Annotated in this window: 13 protein-coding genes; 10 read left to right on the plus strand and 3 right to left on the minus strand. The window is 63.5% G+C overall.

Annotation, left to right across the window (positions count from 1 at the left end; translation table 11 throughout):
* Nucleotides 1-27: 27 nt before the first annotated feature.
* From NXS98_RS17005 to NXS98_RS17030, 6 genes are all read left to right on the plus strand, one after another.
* The gene (locus NXS98_RS17005; RefSeq protein ID WP_283846251.1) at nt 28-486 is read left to right on the plus strand and encodes a type II secretion system protein; all 459 of its coding nucleotides are present in this window, start codon (nt 28-30) and stop codon (nt 484-486) included.
* On the plus strand, nt 483-1,115 hold the full coding sequence (locus NXS98_RS17010; protein WP_283846252.1) for a PilW family protein: 633 nt from the start codon (nt 483-485) through the stop codon (nt 1,113-1,115). Before NXS98_RS17005 ends, NXS98_RS17010 begins: the two co-directional genes overlap by 4 nt.
* 9 nt (nt 1,116-1,124) lie before the next feature.
* Nucleotides 1,125-2,837 (plus strand): hypothetical protein, encoded by a 1,713-nt coding sequence (locus NXS98_RS17015; protein ID WP_283846253.1) that lies wholly within the window; start codon nt 1,125-1,127, stop codon nt 2,835-2,837.
* A gap of 177 nt (nt 2,838-3,014) precedes the next feature.
* The gene (locus NXS98_RS17020; protein WP_283846254.1) at nt 3,015-4,109 is read left to right on the plus strand and encodes a hybrid sensor histidine kinase/response regulator; all 1,095 of its coding nucleotides are present in this window, start codon (nt 3,015-3,017) and stop codon (nt 4,107-4,109) included.
* A gap of 160 nt (nt 4,110-4,269) precedes the next feature.
* Complete coding sequence (locus NXS98_RS17025) at nt 4,270-6,060, plus strand: glycine--tRNA ligase (RefSeq protein WP_283846255.1); 1,791 nt, start codon at nt 4,270-4,272, stop codon at nt 6,058-6,060.
* 34 nt (nt 6,061-6,094) lie between these two features.
* Nucleotides 6,095-7,333, plus strand: a complete 1,239-nt coding sequence (locus NXS98_RS17030) for an LL-diaminopimelate aminotransferase (RefSeq protein ID WP_283846256.1) — start codon at nt 6,095-6,097, stop codon at nt 7,331-7,333.
* A 92-nt stretch (nt 7,334-7,425) separates the two neighbouring features.
* On the opposite strand, the gene NXS98_RS17035 is transcribed toward NXS98_RS17030, so the two are convergent.
* The gene (locus NXS98_RS17035) at nt 7,426-8,580 is read right to left on the minus strand and encodes a Gfo/Idh/MocA family protein (RefSeq protein WP_283846257.1); all 1,155 of its coding nucleotides are present in this window, start codon (nt 8,578-8,580) and stop codon (nt 7,426-7,428) included.
* 171 nt (nt 8,581-8,751) lie between these two features.
* Between NXS98_RS17035 and NXS98_RS17040 the strand changes: the two genes are divergently transcribed.
* The 3 genes from NXS98_RS17040 (at nt 8,752) to NXS98_RS17050 (ending at nt 11,295) form a co-directional block, all read left to right on the plus strand.
* Nucleotides 8,752-9,561, plus strand: a complete 810-nt coding sequence (locus NXS98_RS17040; protein WP_283846258.1) for an electron transfer flavoprotein subunit beta/FixA family protein — start codon at nt 8,752-8,754, stop codon at nt 9,559-9,561.
* A 24-nt stretch (nt 9,562-9,585) separates the two neighbouring features.
* Entirely contained in the window at nt 9,586-10,626 is a 1,041-nt protein-coding gene (locus NXS98_RS17045) for an electron transfer flavoprotein subunit alpha/FixB family protein (RefSeq protein ID WP_283846259.1), read from the plus strand.
* A 75-nt stretch (nt 10,627-10,701) separates the two neighbouring features.
* Entirely contained in the window at nt 10,702-11,295 is a 594-nt protein-coding gene (locus NXS98_RS17050) for an RsmD family RNA methyltransferase (protein ID WP_283846260.1), read from the plus strand.
* On the opposite strand, the gene NXS98_RS17055 is transcribed toward NXS98_RS17050, so the two are convergent.
* Nucleotides 11,292-11,690, minus strand: coding sequence for a thiol-disulfide oxidoreductase DCC family protein (locus NXS98_RS17055; RefSeq protein ID WP_283846261.1), 399 nt, complete (start codon nt 11,688-11,690; stop codon nt 11,292-11,294). The genes NXS98_RS17050 and NXS98_RS17055 overlap by 4 nt on opposite strands.
* 89 nt (nt 11,691-11,779) lie before the next feature.
* Here NXS98_RS17055 and NXS98_RS17060 point away from each other — a divergent pair, with 89 nt between their 5' ends.
* A complete protein-coding gene (locus tag NXS98_RS17060) occupies nt 11,780-13,810 on the plus strand; it encodes an alpha-L-fucosidase (protein WP_283846262.1) in 2,031 nt (676 codons plus the stop codon).
* A gap of 18 nt (nt 13,811-13,828) precedes the next feature.
* On the opposite strand, the gene NXS98_RS17065 is transcribed toward NXS98_RS17060, so the two are convergent.
* The gene (locus NXS98_RS17065) at nt 13,829-14,644 is read right to left on the minus strand and encodes a prepilin-type N-terminal cleavage/methylation domain-containing protein (RefSeq protein ID WP_283846263.1); all 816 of its coding nucleotides are present in this window, start codon (nt 14,642-14,644) and stop codon (nt 13,829-13,831) included.
* Nucleotides 14,645-14,713 lie beyond the last annotated feature (69 nt).

The raw sequence follows: 14,713 nt of genomic DNA on the forward strand, positions 1-14,713 counted from the left end.
GGTTCTTATGTTCTATAAATTTGGATAATGCGACTCATGCCCGGCAGAAAACGCCCATGGGCCAGGGGCGCGGGCGGTTTTACCTTGGCGGAAGTCATCATCGCCATTGCCCTCAGCGCCATGATTTTGGCTTCCTTGGTATCCGGCTATCTGACCGCTGCCCGGCGGGCGGAGTGGACGGCGATGTCGGAAGCGGCCCAGCTCAAGGTGGTTAGCCGGATGGAGCAGGTGCGGGCGGCGCGGTGGGACCCGCTGGCGGTGACGCCGGTGGATATGCTGGTGGCGAGCAATTTTCCGGTATGGATTGAGGAGTTGTTCACACCGCTCGGGGGGACGAATGTGACCCTGGCTACCAATGTGGTGAGCATTCAAACAATTTCGGTCAATCCGCCGTTGAAGCTGATTCGGATTGAGTGCCATTGGCGGTTTTTGAACAACCGGCTCTACACCAACCGTTTAATATTGTATCGCCAACCTGACACATGAAGCGCAGGCGCATCCCCAATCTGACATCGGCGAAGCGTCCCGAGGCCGGGGCGGCGGGGGCGTTTACGCTGCCGGAGCTGATGATAACGGGGGCGATTTTGGTGCTGTTGCTGGCGGCGGTCATCAGCGGGCATGTGTTTGGGTTGCGTTTTTTGCGGTTGATTGAAATTGCTGCGGCGACCAATGAGAGCGACCGGCGGCTGGTGCGCCTGCTGTCCAGCGATTTGGCGTCCGCCACTTTTTGGGAAATTGGGTCGGGCAGCGAAACCACCTTCAGCCGGCTGGGGCCGAACCGGTTGCAAAAGGCCAACGCGCTGCAAATCTATTATGTGGCGTGGGAAACGAGCCAGACGCAGTACACGCGTTATTACTTGAGCGCGAGGGAGGACATGTTGTTTCGGCTGCATTGGCAGGATAAGGCGCCGCAATTAATGTCCACCTCGATTATTAATTCGGGGATATTCACGCTGGAGGATGCGGCCGGGAATATTTTGTCCAATCGCATTCAGCAGCCGGTGCTGGGGGTGAACATTCAGTTTCGGGATTTCACGAGCCGGACGTGGGGGCTGGATCGGGACAAGGAGACGCACTGGTTGCGGGCGCGATTCAAGACGCGCACGGCGGATTGAGATGGGGATATGCGCGCTGCATGGCCCATAGTACGCGCCCGGCGAGGTTACGCCCTGCTGCTGGTGCTGGTCTTCATGGGGGCCAGCTCGTTGATGCTGGCGGGGGTGATGCAATGGATTTCCTCGCGGGCGCGGATGACGGCCCGGCAGCAGGCGTTTCAGCGGGCCGCCGCGGCGGCGGAAAGCGCGTTGCACAAGGTGCTGGCGAGCATGGGGGCGGATTTTAATGCGGAGGATGAAGCCAAGGTGTTTTCGCAGGTGGGTCAATACGCGCGGCTGGTGCCGACCAAACAGGAGCATCCGGAGTGGGAGCGCATCAGTTTTTTTGATTTGGAGGGAAAGGCGGACCGGGTGAGCGTGTCGCGGGTGGAGACGTGGCGCTATGGTCCGTTGCGGCAGCGGTACCAGGGGGTGAATGGGTATTACGCGCTCTATCGGCTGGCGGCGGGGGCGCAGATGGAGGCCATGCCGGGCACGACGGTGGGGGCGATGGTGCAATACGAGGTGCAACTGGCGGAAATTCCGGTGTTTTATTATCAGTTTTTCAGCGCCATGGATTTGGAGTTTACGCCCGGGAGCAGCATGACTTTTGCGGGACGCATCCATGCCAACGGCAATTTGTACGCCTACCCGGATGGCGCCAGCCTCACTTTTCGCGGGGACGTTTCCGCCGGGGGGCGGATTCTCAGCGAGCCGAATCCCGAGGATCCCGTGACGCGGGCGGGGGGCACGGTGAGTTTCCGGGCCAAGGCGGATGAGAACGCGCGGCATTTGAAGCTGCCGCTGGAGGTGGCGCAGCAGCCGTCCACGTTGCGGGCGTTGATTGAGCCGCCGCCCAAAAATGAAAAGCCAACCTCGCCGCTGGGGCGGCAGCGTTTTTACAACAAGGCGGATTTGTTGATTACGTTGAACAGCGCGGGTTTTTCGGCGACGAGCGGGCAGTACAACAATTTTACACGGAGCCTCCCGCGGTCGCTGATTACCAATTTTGTGTCCACCAATGTGTTTTTCGACAAACGCGAGAGCCGGCAGGTGCGGGTGGTGGATTTGGATGTGGCGCGTTTTTCCTCGTATGCGCTGTTGTTGCGCCTCTATCTGGGGCGGGAGGCGCGCACGGTGTACGTTGTCAATGAGCTGCCGGCGGCGCCGCAGACGATGAACGCGGTCCGGCTAATCAACGGGGAGGTGCTGCCGTCGGGCGGATTGACGGTGGCTTCGCCGCAGCCGGTGTATATCCGGGGGCATTTTAATGCGCCGGAAACGTTCCGGGGCACGACCAACACCACGCAATGCCTGCCGGCGGCGATTGTGGCGGATGCGGTGACGGTGCTTTCGTCCAGTTGGAATGACCAGAACAGCCAGGCGCCGGTGACCTCGCGGCGGGCGGGGGCGACTACGGTCAACGCGGCCATTATCACCGGGATTGTGCCGACCGGGGGGGGGTTCTACAGTGGGGGGGCGGAGAATTATTTGCGGCTGCTGGAGGACTGGCGGAACATCACGCTGACGTTCAACGGGTCCATGGCGGTGTTTTATCCCAGCATGGTGGCCAATTCGCCGTGGGGCGCGTTGGACGATGTGTATTATCCGCCGCGCCGGCAGTTTTCCCCGGATGGCAATTATAAGGACGCGGCCAAACTGCCCGCGGGCACGCCGATGTTGCGCACGGTCATTCTGGCAGATTACCGGTTGCTGCCTGTGCCGGAGGCCGCCAAAAAATAAAGGAGTCCCGCTGGTGGCGGGGGGATGGGGCCGGGGTGACGGTGGGTTGGGGTGAGGCCTTTTCGCCGGTTGCGAGCTGCCGGTGGCCTGCCGGCGTGAGGGCGTGCGGTGGGGGCTGGGGCATGGTTTTTCTGCTGTTCATTGGCGGGGATTGCGCTAAGTTGAGGCGCGGCCAGTATGAAACGGATTTTAGTGCTCGAAGATGATGAGATGTTTCGAAAGGTGCTCGTGGACACCTTGCGGCGGGAGAACTACGAAGTGTGGGAGGAGTCCGATGGGGCACGGGGGCTGGAGCTGGCGCGCCATCAGTTGCCGGATTTGATTTTGAGCGATGTGTACATGCCCGGGCTGAATGGCACTGAGGTGCTGACCGCCTTGCGCGCCGACCAGCATACGGCGGTGATTCCGTTCATTCTCATGACCTGCGAGACGGACAAAATGTCCATGCGCGCTGGCATGGGACTGGGGGCGGATGACTATCTGGCCAAGCCCTTTTCGCCGCGGGTGCTGGTGGAGGCGGTGCGGACGCGGTTGAAGCGCCACGAGCAGATGCAGGAGCGGGCCGAGGAAAAAATGGAGGCGCTGCGGGCGAGCCTCAGCACCACGCTGCCGCATGAATTGCTGACCCCGCTGGCGGGCATTCTGGGTTACGCGGAAATGATCCGCCTGGATTTTGACACGCTGCGGCCGGGGGATATCATGGAGATGACGTGGGGCATTGAGAAGTGCGCCCAGCGGCTGCAGCGGTTGATTCAAAATTACCTGTTGTACGCGGACATGGAGCTGCTGCGGAAAAAGGCGGAGCAAATCCGGCCCAACAGCCGGGACTTTTTGACGCATACGCGGCGGGTGGTGTGGAAGACGGCCCGCTGCGTGGCGCTGCGCCACAACCGCCAGGATGATTTGACCTCCGAGCTATCCGATGGGCCGGTGGCCTTGAACGAGAATTACCTGAGCAAGCTGGTGGAGGAGTTGGTGGACAACGCCTGTTTATACTCGCCGGCCCGCACGCCCATCCGGATTGCGACCCAGCATGCGGGGCAGGAGTTCACGTTGCGGGTCAGCGACCAGGGGCGCGGGATGACCGCGCAGCAAGTTCGTGAGATTGGGGCTTTCAAGCAGTTTGACCGCCAGAAATATGAGCAGCAGGGGATGGGGCTGGGCTTGTTCATTTGCAAGCGGCTGAGCGAGATTTGTGGCGGCCATTTCCACATCGAAAGCGCGCCCGGGACGGGGACGACGGTGACGTTGACGCTGCCGGTCAAGGCATAGGCGGGCTGAGGCCCCCTGTTGGGGGCAGGGGGCCGGGGAAGGATTCAGGGCCGCCCTGCGCCGCGGCGGCCGGTGGGGGGGTGTTTTGCCTGAATTTCACGCCGCGCCTGATTCCGCCCGCTTGACAGGGAGGGCGGGTTGTCCAACACTGCCAGCCTTTATGGCAGAACCGAAAACCAATGAGTTGATGGAGAAAATCGTGTCGCTGTGCAAGCGGCGCGGGTTCATCTATCAGTCCTCGGAAATTTACGGCGGCATCAACGGGTTTTGGGACTACGGCCCGCTGGGGGCGGAGTTGAAACGCAATGTGCGCGAGTGCTGGTGGCGGTGGATGGTGCACCGGCGGGAGGACGTGGTGGGGTTGGATGCGACCATCATCATGCATCCCAACATCTGGAAGGCGTCGGGGCACGTGGACACGTTCAGTGACCCGATGTGCGACTGCCTGCTGACCAAGAAACGTTTTCGGGCCGATCAAATTGAGCCGCAGTCCGGCATCGTTCATCACTACACCGGCGCGCGCAACCCGCTCACCGGCCGGGAGATTCAGGAGCCGTACGCGGTGCTGCTGGCGCCCGGCAAGCCGCCGGAAAGCGCCCGCAAGACGGCGGTGCAGTTTTACCGCGAGCGGGGGCTGGGCAAGGAAGGCCCCGTGGAGCTGCTGGGGGAGCGGACGGAAAAGGTGGAAAACTCGCAGCGGTTCAATCCGGAGAACGGCTCCTTGCTGACCGAGCCGCGGCCGTTCAATTTGATGTTCAAGACGTACGTGGGGCCGGTGGCGGACGAGGAGAACGTGGCCTACCTGCGGCCGGAGACGGCGCAGGCGATTTTTGCGCAGTTCAAGAACGTGCTGGAGACATCGCGCATGAAGGTGCCGTTTGGGATTGCGCAGATGGGCAAGGCCTTCCGCAACGAGGTGACGCCGCGCAATTTCACCTTCCGCTCGCGGGAGTTTGAGCAAATGGAGCTGGAGTTTTTCATCAAGCCGGACGAAGCCATTGAGGCGCAGGCGGGGGCGGTGGCGCAGGTGGGGGCCAGCGGGCATCCGGGGGAGCCGCAGCCCAACTGGGGGTGGCAGGCGTGGCACAAGTACTGGGTGGAGGAGCGCATTCGTTTTTACGAAAGCCTCGGCCTGCCGCGCACGCGGCTGGAGGAGTACTGGCAAAAGCCGGAGGAGCTGGCGCACTACGCCAAGGCCACGGTGGACATATTGTATCAGTTCCCGTTTGGCACGCAGGAGCTGGAGGGCATTGCGGCGCGCGGCGATTTTGATTTGTCGCAGCACCAGAAGCACAGCGGCAAGAGCATGGAGGTGTTTGACGAGGAGGTCCGCACGGCGTGGAAAAACCTGCCGGAGGAAAAACGGGCGGCGATGCAGCGGCGGTGGGTGGAAGAGAAGGTGGCTGCCCTGTTGAAAAAAGGCGTGGGGGAGGCGGACGCCCGGGCGCAGGCGGAGCTGGCGGCGCAGCAGTATTTCGACAAGCTGGCCAGGGGCAGCTACATCCCGCATGTGATTGAGCCGTCGGCCGGGGTGGACCGGCTGGTGCTGGCGCTCATTTGCAACGCCTACCATGAAGAGGAGGCGGTGGACGAGAAGGGCAAAAAGGAGACGCGCGTCATCCTGCGCCTGCATCCGCGGGTGGCGCCCATCAAGGTGGCAGTTTTCCCGCTGTTGAAGAACAAGCCGGAGCTGGTGGCGAAGGCGCGCGAGGTGTACCAGATGCTGCGGAGCGAAATGGTGGCGTTTTATGATGAGGCAGGCTCGATTGGGCGGCGGTACGCGCGGCAGGACGAGGCGGGCACGCCGTTCTGCGTGACGATTGACTTTGACACGCTGGGCGAGACGCCCGAGCTGAAGGATACCGTGACCTTGCGGCATCGCGACACGGCGGAGCAGGAGCGGGTACGGATTGCGGAGCTGCTGCCGCGGCTGCAGGCGGCGCTGCGGTGAAATGATGCGGGATGGCGTATTTCAGTGATTGTTTATGGCTTATCTCAACGCGCATTACCTTAAATTAAAGGCGGGTTATTTGTTTCCGGAGATTGCCCGGCGGGTGAAGGCATTTGCGGAGCAGCACCCGGACGTGGCGCCCCGGATTGTGCGGTGCGGCATCGGGGACGTGACGGAGCCGCTGCCGCCCGCGTGCATTGCCGCGTTGCACAAGGCGGTGGACGAAATGGCGCGGCGCGAGACGTTCCGGGGCTACGGGCCGGAGCAGGGGTACGAGTTTCTGCGCGCGGCCATTGCGGAAAATGATTTTCGCGCCCGCGGGCTGGAGGTGGCTGATGACGAGGTGTTTGTCAGTGATGGGTCGAAGTGCGATTGCGGCAACATTCTGGACATCCTGGGGCATCAGAACACGGTGGCCATTCCTGATCCGGTGTATCCGGTGTATGTGGACACCAACGTCATGGCGGGGCACACGGGGCCGGCGGATGAATCGGGGGCGTATGCGGGGCTGCGCTATCTGCCCTGCACGCCGGCCAATCAGTTTGTGCCGGAGCCGCCGCGCGAGCCGGTGGACGTGATTTATTTGTGTTCGCCCAACAATCCGACGGGCGCGGTGGCCACGCGGGCGCAGTTGCAGGCGTGGGTGGAGTATGCGTTGAAGCATCAGTCTTTGATATTGTTCGACGCGGCCTACGAGGCGTACATAGCCGACCCGGCGCTGCCGCGTTCGATTTACGAAATCCCCGGGGCGCGGGAGTGCGCCATTGAATTCCGCAGTTTTTCCAAAAATGGCGGTTTTACTGGCGTGCGCTGCGCGTACACGGTGGTGCCCAAGTCGCTGCTGGCGATGGATGACCAGGGCCAGCGGCGGCCGCTGCATCCGCTGTGGAATCGGCGCATGGCCACCAAGTTCAACGGCGTCAGCTACGTGGTGCAGCGGGCCGCGGAGGCCCTCTACACGCCGGAGGGCAAGGCGCAGGTGCGGCAGTTGATTGACCATTACATGGGCAATGCGCGCATTTTGCGCGAGGGTCTGCAAGACAGCGGCCTCACGGTGTATGGCGGTCAAAACGCGCCCTATCTGTGGGTCAAGACGCCGGCGGGCTGGAATAGCTGGCAGGCGTTTGATGCGTTGCTCCAGCAAATTCAGGTGGTGGTGACGCCGGGGAGCGGATTTGGCGCGCAGGGCGAGGGCTATTTCCGCGTTTCTTCCTTCAACAGCCGGGCCAATGCCGAGGAGGCCGCCCGGCGTTTCCGGCAGATGAAGTGGTAAGCCCCTGAGCGCCGGCAGGCGCGCGGGGTGGGGGGCAGGCGCACGGCGCAGGTTGGGGCGAAAGCGGCGGCGGGGGGAATGGCCCCGGGCTTTTACACCTGCCGGCCGAAGGAAATATCGCTGGTGGCAAAGTTTTCCACGCTGCGGGTTTTTTCGTGGAAATGGCGGGCGTTTTGCAGGACGCCCGCGCGGGTGTAGAAGCGGGAGTCGGGCGGCAGCGGCAGGCGGACCCACTGGCCGGTGTGGGCGGATTCATAAATGGCGGTCACCAGCTCCACGGTGCGGCGGCCCTGGATGCCGTCCACCACGAGGGTTTCCTGGCCGAGGATGGCGCGGATGAAATTGGCCACCTGGGCGTCGTGGCCGGTGGCGGTCAACTCCGGCATCTCTTCATACATTTTTTGCAGCTCGGCGAGGGTCTCGGCCGCGTCTTCCGGGAAACCGTTTTCCTTTTGCACATAGGCCTTGGGCGCCCAGGGGATGGAGAGCTTGGCGCGCTCGCACTGGAAGACCAGTTGCTGCTCCTCGCCGTGGTGGACGAGGGAGGCGGTGAACTGGCCCAGGGCGCCATTTTCCAGGCGCATGAGGGCGGCGGAGAAGTCTTCGACTTCGGAGTTTTGGTGATTCAGGTTGGCGGTGAGGGCCAGGAGCTCGCGGGGGAGGCCGGCCATCCAGAGGAACAAATCCACATGGTGGACGGCATGGTTGAGGGTGCAGCCGCCGCCTTCTTTGGCCCAGGTGCCGCGCCACCAGAGGTCATAGTAACGGCTGCCGCGCCACCAGAAACTGTCCACCTGAGCGTGCAACAGCCGGCCGAAGCGCCCGCTTTCGAGCAGGCGTTTGACGCGCATCATGGGGGTGCGAAAGCGGTTCTGGGCCACGACACTCAGGATGCCCCCGCCCTGCCGGGCGGCTTGGAGCATCTGGTCGCACTCTTCGAGGGTGGGGGCCATGGGTTTTTCCACCAGCACATGCTTGCCGGCCTGCAGGAGGGCCACGGAGGCTGCGGCATGTTCAAAGGGGGGCAGGCAGAGGGACGCGGCGTCAAAGGCGCCCCATTGGAGGAGCTCAGCGTAGCCGCCAAAGATGTGGGCGGACGTCAGATGGTATTTGGCGGCTTTTTCCCGGGCCTTGTCGGGATACAAATCGGCGAGGGCCACGATGGAGCATTCGGTGGGCAGTTTGAGATAGCCCTGGATGTGACTGTCGGCAATGGCGCCGGTTCCAATAATTGCAACGCGCAGCATGGCTGGTATTTAACGGAAAGCGCGGCGCAAGGCCACGGAAAAGCGGCGGGCGGGTGGCGGGGCGTGGGCGGTTGTTGTTCCTGGGGATGGCGGTGGCGGGGGGCGCGTAAAATCCTTGCCAATCACGCGGGAGTTGTGGCCTGCTTTGCGGCGCAATATGGCTTTGAGACTATGAGCAATGCTTATCAAATCGTGGTCTGTGGGAGCGTGGTGCCTGATCCGCTGCAAACGTTGGAGCCGGTGACCGGTCCCACCGGCCCGGCGTTGAAGAATGAAATGATGCTGCCCATGGTGCTGGACCCGTGGGCCAGCCATGCGTTGTATGAGGCCGCCCATCTGGCGGGCAAGACGCCGGGGAGCAAAGTGTGGCTGGTGAGTGTGGGCCCCAAGCCCAAGCTGCAGCAGGTCATGATGACCATTGCGCAAAAGGTGCCGTTTGAACTGGTGGCGCTGGACGGGCCGGCATCGGGTTTTACGGACGCCGCAGAGACGGCGGCGGCGCTGGTGGAGGCGATTCGCGCGCTGCCGGGGCTGGAGCTGAGCCGGTTGTTGTTGTTTGGCGGGTGGGAATCGGCCTCGCGCGGGGCGGGCGCCACCCTGGCGATGGTGGGGGAGCATCTGGGCATCACCGAGCAGTTTCAAGGCGTGGACGAGCTGACGGTGCAGGCGGATGGCACGCTGCGCATCCTGGAGCGGGTGGAGGGGGGGCGCCATCAGATTAGCGTGTGCTCCGGGCCGCCGGCGGTGCTGGGGTGGGCTACGGGCAATCTGCCGGAGCCGCGGAATAATCCGCAAATTGGCATGACCAACATGCGGGGCATCATGCCCGCGCTGCAGAAAGCCAAACCGGTGAAACTGGCGGGGGAGGGGCTGACGTACGCGCAGGTCACGTTGCCGCGCCAGCAGCGCGAGACGCGCATTATCAAGGATTGGACGCCGGAGCAGGTGGCCGAGGACATCGTCAAGTGGTTGAAAGATTAAACCCCGTTTTGCAACACGCGATTTATGGAAACGATTTTAGCGCTTTTGTTTGTGGAAAGTGACGGTTCCCTGGCCAGCCCGGCGCTGGAAACCGCCGGGGCCGCCCGGCAGCTTAGTGAAGCGTTGGGCGGCGCGCCGTGGGTGGTGGGCTTGGTGGGTGAGTCCACCGCGGGCGCCGTTGCCCAACTGGGTGGCTGCGGGGCGACGCGCTGTCTGCAGGTGGTGGGGCCGGAGCTGGCGCAGGCGCGCTATGCCACCGATGCCGCCGCCGCCGAAGGCCTCGCGCGGGCCGCTGCGGCCACGGTCATCCTGGCGCCGGCCACGTCTCGCGCCAACCGCATTCTGGCGGGGGTGGCGCATCGCCTCAAGGGGCGGGTGGACACGCACATCACTGGCTTGACGGTGGCGGCGGGGCAGTTGACCGCCACGCGCTGGTTTTACCGGCAGCGCATGGAAGCCGTCCTGCGGCGCGCGCAGCGCCCGTGGTGTTTGGCGGTGGAATCCGGGGTTTTTCCGGCGCTGTCCGCGCAAGGGGCGGCGCTGGCGCCGGAGACGGTGGCGTTGCCGACTGGCAGCGCCCCGCGGACGCAGGTCACGGGATTTGCCGCGCCGGCGGCCGATGCGCAGACCATCCGGCCGGATGCGGAAGTGTTGTTCGTGGCGGGGGCGGGTTGGACGAAGAAACAGGCGGACGGCCAGACGCACGTGCCGGAAGCCGAGCAGTTGATTCTGGATTTTCTGCGCCTGACGCGGGCCTCGCTGGGCAGCAGCAAGTCGCTGGTGGATTTGAGCGGCGAGGGGCAGGCGGTACTTTCGTTTTTGACGCATCTCAATCAAATCGGGCAGACTGGTTCGACGCCGCGGCATCCCAAGGGGCTGGCCACCTGCTGCCACGGGGAGGAGCCGCACACGGTGGGCTGGCGATTCATCACCGAGCGCCGCGCGGTGAATCTGGACCCCAACTGCGGGTGGGCGCGCGGGAAGGCCGATGTGTTGTACGTGGCGGACGCGTTTGCCGTGATGCGGAAGGTCAACGCGCTGCTGGCGGCGCGCGCGGCGGGTTGAGGCGCCCATGGTTTTTGCGGCGGGGGGCGCGGGGTTAAGATGGGGCTGGCGGCCGTCACCCCGCCGCCGCAGCGTATGCGAATCATCAGTGGCATGGCCGGCGGCACGTTGCTCAAGGCGCCCAAAGGTTTGGAGGTGCGCCCCACCCCGGATTTGGTGCGGCAGGCGGTCTTTAACAGCCTGGGGGCGCGGGTGGCGGGGGCGCGGGTGCTGGAGCTGTTTGGGGGGACGGGCGCGCTGAGCCTGGAGAGTCTGAGCCGGGGGGCGGAATTTGCGCTGTGCATCGAGCTGTCGGCCAAACATGCGCGTTTCATTCAAGACAACGCCCGGGCCTGCCGTTTTCCAGCAGGGGCGCTGCAAGTGCGGGTGATGGATGTGTACACGGCGCTGCCGCAACTGGCGGCGGCGGGCGAGCGGTTTGATTTAATTTTTGCGGACCCTCCTTACGGCGAGAAAAATGTGGGGCGCCGCTCGCAATCCCATGCCCAGCGGCTGCTGGATCATCCGGCGTTGCCGGCTGTGCTGCAATCGGGAGGGCTGTTCATTCTGGGCCATGCCCGGCGGGATGTTTTGGAAATTCCGGCGCCGTGGGAGGAAAAGAAGGTGCTCAAGCACGGCGATTCGTGGATGCGCTTCCTGCGCAAAAGCGAGGGCGGCGGGACGGATTAAGTGACTTTCTCCCTGGGTTGGGGCGCTGGAGGGCAGTTGGCCTGGCAGCAGCCCGCAAGCCGGGAACGCCGGGCGGCCACGGCACGGTAAAGCCACTCCGCCGCGCGCAGCATTCCCGGCAGATAGAGCAGCAAGGCCGGCAGGGTGAGCAACGGCAGGCGCAATCCCACAAAGCGCAGCGCCTGAGCGCCGCGGTAGATGCGGCCCTGCGCGCTGAAACAATGAATGGCCTCCAGGAGCTGGCGCATGGAGACCCCGCGGCGGCGGGCTTCCATTTCCGCGTCGTGGGCCGGCACGCAATGGAGGCAGCCCAGCCAGTCCAGGCGTTGCAGCCAGCGCACGGTCCGGCAGCAGAACGGGCAGTGTCCGTCGAATATGAGGTGATGCTGCTGCATCCGGCTAAAGGTGGCGCGTCAAGGCGCGCAGGGCAAATTTTCCAAAGACGGCTTGACGCACTGACCGGGGTGGGCGTAAGGGGAAGGCCATGAATACATCGCAGCTCGCTTCCTGGCTCCGGTCACTTGTGCCCACCGCCGCCGTGGCAACCCTCAGGCGCCCGTGGGGCCATGCCTTTCCGCTGGTTCTGGCCTGCGGCGTGGGCTGGTACCTGATGAGCATGGCCGCGGCGCTGCCGGCCGCCACGAATCTGCCCCCCATAGCGCGCGGGCCTTATACGGCGGACATGGAATCCCTGAAACAATACCAATATCCCAAATGGTTTCAGGACGCCAAGTTTGGCATCTGGTCGCACTGGGGGCCGCAATCGGTGCCGATGGCCGGCGACTGGTATGCGCGGCATCTTTACACGCAAGGACACCGGCAATACCAGCATCACCTGGAGCATTACGGGCATCCCAGCACGAATGGATGGAAAGACATCATCCCCTTGTGGAAGGCGGAGAAGTTTGACCCGGAGCGGCTGATGGCGTTGTACAAGCGGGCGGGGGCGCGGTATTTCGTGAGCATGGGGGTGCATCATGACAATTTTGATTTGTGGAATTCGCGTTTCCAGCGGTGGAATGCGGTGAACATGGGGCCGCAGCGGGACATTGTGGGCGCGTGGCAGAAGGCCGCAAAAAAATACGGGCTCTATTTTGGGGTGTCCGAGCATCTGGGGGCGAGCTTCACGTGGTGGCAGGGCAACAAGGGCAGCGACAAAACGGGGCCGCTGGCGGGGGTGCCCTATGACGGGGCCAATCCGGCCTATGAGGACCTTTATCATTTTCGGGCCGAGCCGGGGGACACGGGGTGGTACAGCAAAAATCCGCGCTGGCAGCAGATGTGGTTCAACCGCATCAAGGATTTGGTGGACCAGTATCATCCGGACTTGTTGTACACGGACGGCGGGGTGCCCTTTGGCAATGAGGTAGGTTTGAGTTTGATTGCCCATTATTACAACAGCGACCGCCGGCGCAGCGGGACGCGGCCGCAGGTGGTGTACACGTGCAAACAACGCTCGGAGGGGCGGTGGGTGGAGGATTTGGAGCGGGGGGTGATGGCGGGCATCAATCCGCAGCCGTGGCAGACGGATACTTCGATAGGGGACTGGTTTTACAATAAAGATTGGAAATTCCGGCCGATAGACTGGGTGGTGCACATGCTGGTGGACATCACGAGCAAAAACGGCAACCTGCTGCTGAATGTGGTCCAACGCCCGGACGGCACGCTGGACCCGGAGGTGGAGCAAATGTTGGAGCAGTTGGGGGATTGGATGGCGATAAATGGCGAGGCGATTTACGGCACGCGGCCGTGGATAACCTACGGCGAGGGCCGGGTGCGGGCGTCGGGTGGGCATTTCAAAGAGGATTTCCAATACACGGCGGCCGACATCCGCTTTACCACCAAGGGCGAAACGTTGTATGCCTTCCTCATGGGCTGGCCTTCGAGCCGGGAGGTTTTGATTCGGTCGCTGGCGGCGCGGGCGGGTTCTGGCGTGGTTACGGGGGTGAGCCTGCTGGGGCACAAGGGCAAGCTGGCCTTCCGGCAGGATGCGCAGGGTTTGCAGGTGACGCTTCCCGAGAAAGCTCCCTGCGCGTATGCCGTGGCGTTGAAAATCACCGGCAAACGGATGCGTGATTTTACGCCGGCGCCGCCCCTGTTGCCGGTGGCGGAGCCTAATGCTCAAGGACATTTCAAGCTGCCGGCCGGCGATGCGGAAATTCGCGGCAGCCGCTTGAAGACCGAGCAGCGCGGCGGGCGCGAGAATCTTGGTTTTTGGGATGATGCGCGGGAATATGCGGTATGGCGTTTGCGGGTGCCGGCGGCCGGCACGTACGAGGTGACGGCGCTGTGCGCCACGGTGCATCAGGGCAGCGAATTGCGGGTGGAGGGAGGCCAGCCGGTGCTGGAGGCCGTCATCCCGGCCAGCGGTTCGTGGGACGTGTTTCAGCCTGTGAAACTGGGCCGGTTAACGTTTGCCGAGGGCGGGGAGAAGCAACTGGTGGTGCGGCCCAAAAAGGCCGAAACGTGGAAGGCCATCAACGTGGCGGAGATTCAATTGACGAAGGTGCCGTGAGCGGGGGAACTGGCCGCCTTACTCGCCGGAGACACCGCCCCCTGCGGCGGGGACGCCGATGTTGCGCCAGCTTTCGGTGACCGCCCACATGTTGACGGGGGCGACGGTGGTGCCGTAGCGCATGAAGCGGGCGCTGCCATCGGCGAAGATGTAATTGGCGCCGCCGGAGGTTTCGGAGCGGCGGTTGGCGTTGTTGTGCTTGTTTTGGTCAAGCTGGGTGATGTCTTCGTAAGTTTCGTAGTCAAAGTACCAGTGGCGGGATTCCAGCTCACGCTCACCAAACACGGCGGTGGCGGTGGTGTCCTTGATGGCCGACTCCGGCACGCCCACCTCGTTGGTCATGGCGATGCGCCGCCAGTTGCGCAATTCGCCGCCGCTGAGGCCCTGGCGGCTGAAGTATTCCAGGTACCAGTCATTGAAGGAGTTGTAGATGTAGCTGCGCGGGGCAAAATCGGCCGGGTACAAACCATTCAACCAGGCGGGGGGGCTGGCCGGCGGGGGCGGTTCGCCTTCGGACGGGCAGCGGAGGACATTCAGATTCTGGTAGGTGGGCTGCAACCGATGGGGCCAGCGCGGATGGTTGATGTCGTTGGGGACGGGGTGCGCCCGGGGCAGCAGGCGGCCTTCGTTGTCATCAATGTAAAGTTTCAGCGCCATGCCCAGTTGGCGGAGGTTGTTGAGGCATTGAATGCGTTTGCCGGCTTCCTTGGCGGAGGCCAGGGCGGGCAGCAGCATCCCCGCCAGGAGGGCGATGATGGCAATCACCACCAGCAGTTCAATCAGGGTGAACGCCTTGCGCCAGCCCCGGGTCTGGGTTGTTCCACGATGTGCCATACAATTCATCTGACTTAAAAGACGCTTGGGCTATTCAGTATGTTACAGCCGAGTGCGGCCGCGTGGCCC

This window comes from Fontisphaera persica (genome assembly GCF_024832785.1).
Lineage (GTDB): Bacteria > Verrucomicrobiota > Verrucomicrobiia > Limisphaerales > Fontisphaeraceae > Fontisphaera > Fontisphaera persica.

Excerpts from the sequence above, each read along its gene's own strand:
- NXS98_RS17005 (WP_283846251.1), top strand. The coding sequence starts at position 28 with ATGCGACTCATGCCCGGCAGAAAACGCCCATGGGCCAGGGGCGCGGGC.
- NXS98_RS17010 (WP_283846252.1), top strand. The coding sequence starts at position 483 with ATGAAGCGCAGGCGCATCCCCAATCTGACATCGGCGAAGCGTCCCGAG.
- NXS98_RS17015 (WP_283846253.1), top strand. The coding sequence starts at position 1,125 with ATGCGCGCTGCATGGCCCATAGTACGCGCCCGGCGAGGTTACGCCCTG.
- NXS98_RS17020 (WP_283846254.1), top strand. The coding sequence starts at position 3,015 with ATGAAACGGATTTTAGTGCTCGAAGATGATGAGATGTTTCGAAAGGTG.
- NXS98_RS17025 (WP_283846255.1), top strand. The coding sequence starts at position 4,270 with ATGGCAGAACCGAAAACCAATGAGTTGATGGAGAAAATCGTGTCGCTG.
- NXS98_RS17030 (WP_283846256.1), top strand. The coding sequence starts at position 6,095 with ATGGCTTATCTCAACGCGCATTACCTTAAATTAAAGGCGGGTTATTTG.
- NXS98_RS17035 (WP_283846257.1), bottom strand. The coding sequence starts at position 8,580 with ATGCTGCGCGTTGCAATTATTGGAACCGGCGCCATTGCCGACAGTCAC.
- NXS98_RS17040 (WP_283846258.1), top strand. The coding sequence starts at position 8,752 with ATGAGCAATGCTTATCAAATCGTGGTCTGTGGGAGCGTGGTGCCTGAT.
- NXS98_RS17045 (WP_283846259.1), top strand. The coding sequence starts at position 9,586 with ATGGAAACGATTTTAGCGCTTTTGTTTGTGGAAAGTGACGGTTCCCTG.
- NXS98_RS17050 (WP_283846260.1), top strand. The coding sequence starts at position 10,702 with ATGCGAATCATCAGTGGCATGGCCGGCGGCACGTTGCTCAAGGCGCCC.
- NXS98_RS17055 (WP_283846261.1), bottom strand. The coding sequence starts at position 11,690 with ATGCAGCAGCATCACCTCATATTCGACGGACACTGCCCGTTCTGCTGC.
- NXS98_RS17060 (WP_283846262.1), top strand. The coding sequence starts at position 11,780 with ATGAATACATCGCAGCTCGCTTCCTGGCTCCGGTCACTTGTGCCCACC.
- NXS98_RS17065 (WP_283846263.1), bottom strand. The coding sequence starts at position 14,644 with ATGGCACATCGTGGAACAACCCAGACCCGGGGCTGGCGCAAGGCGTTC.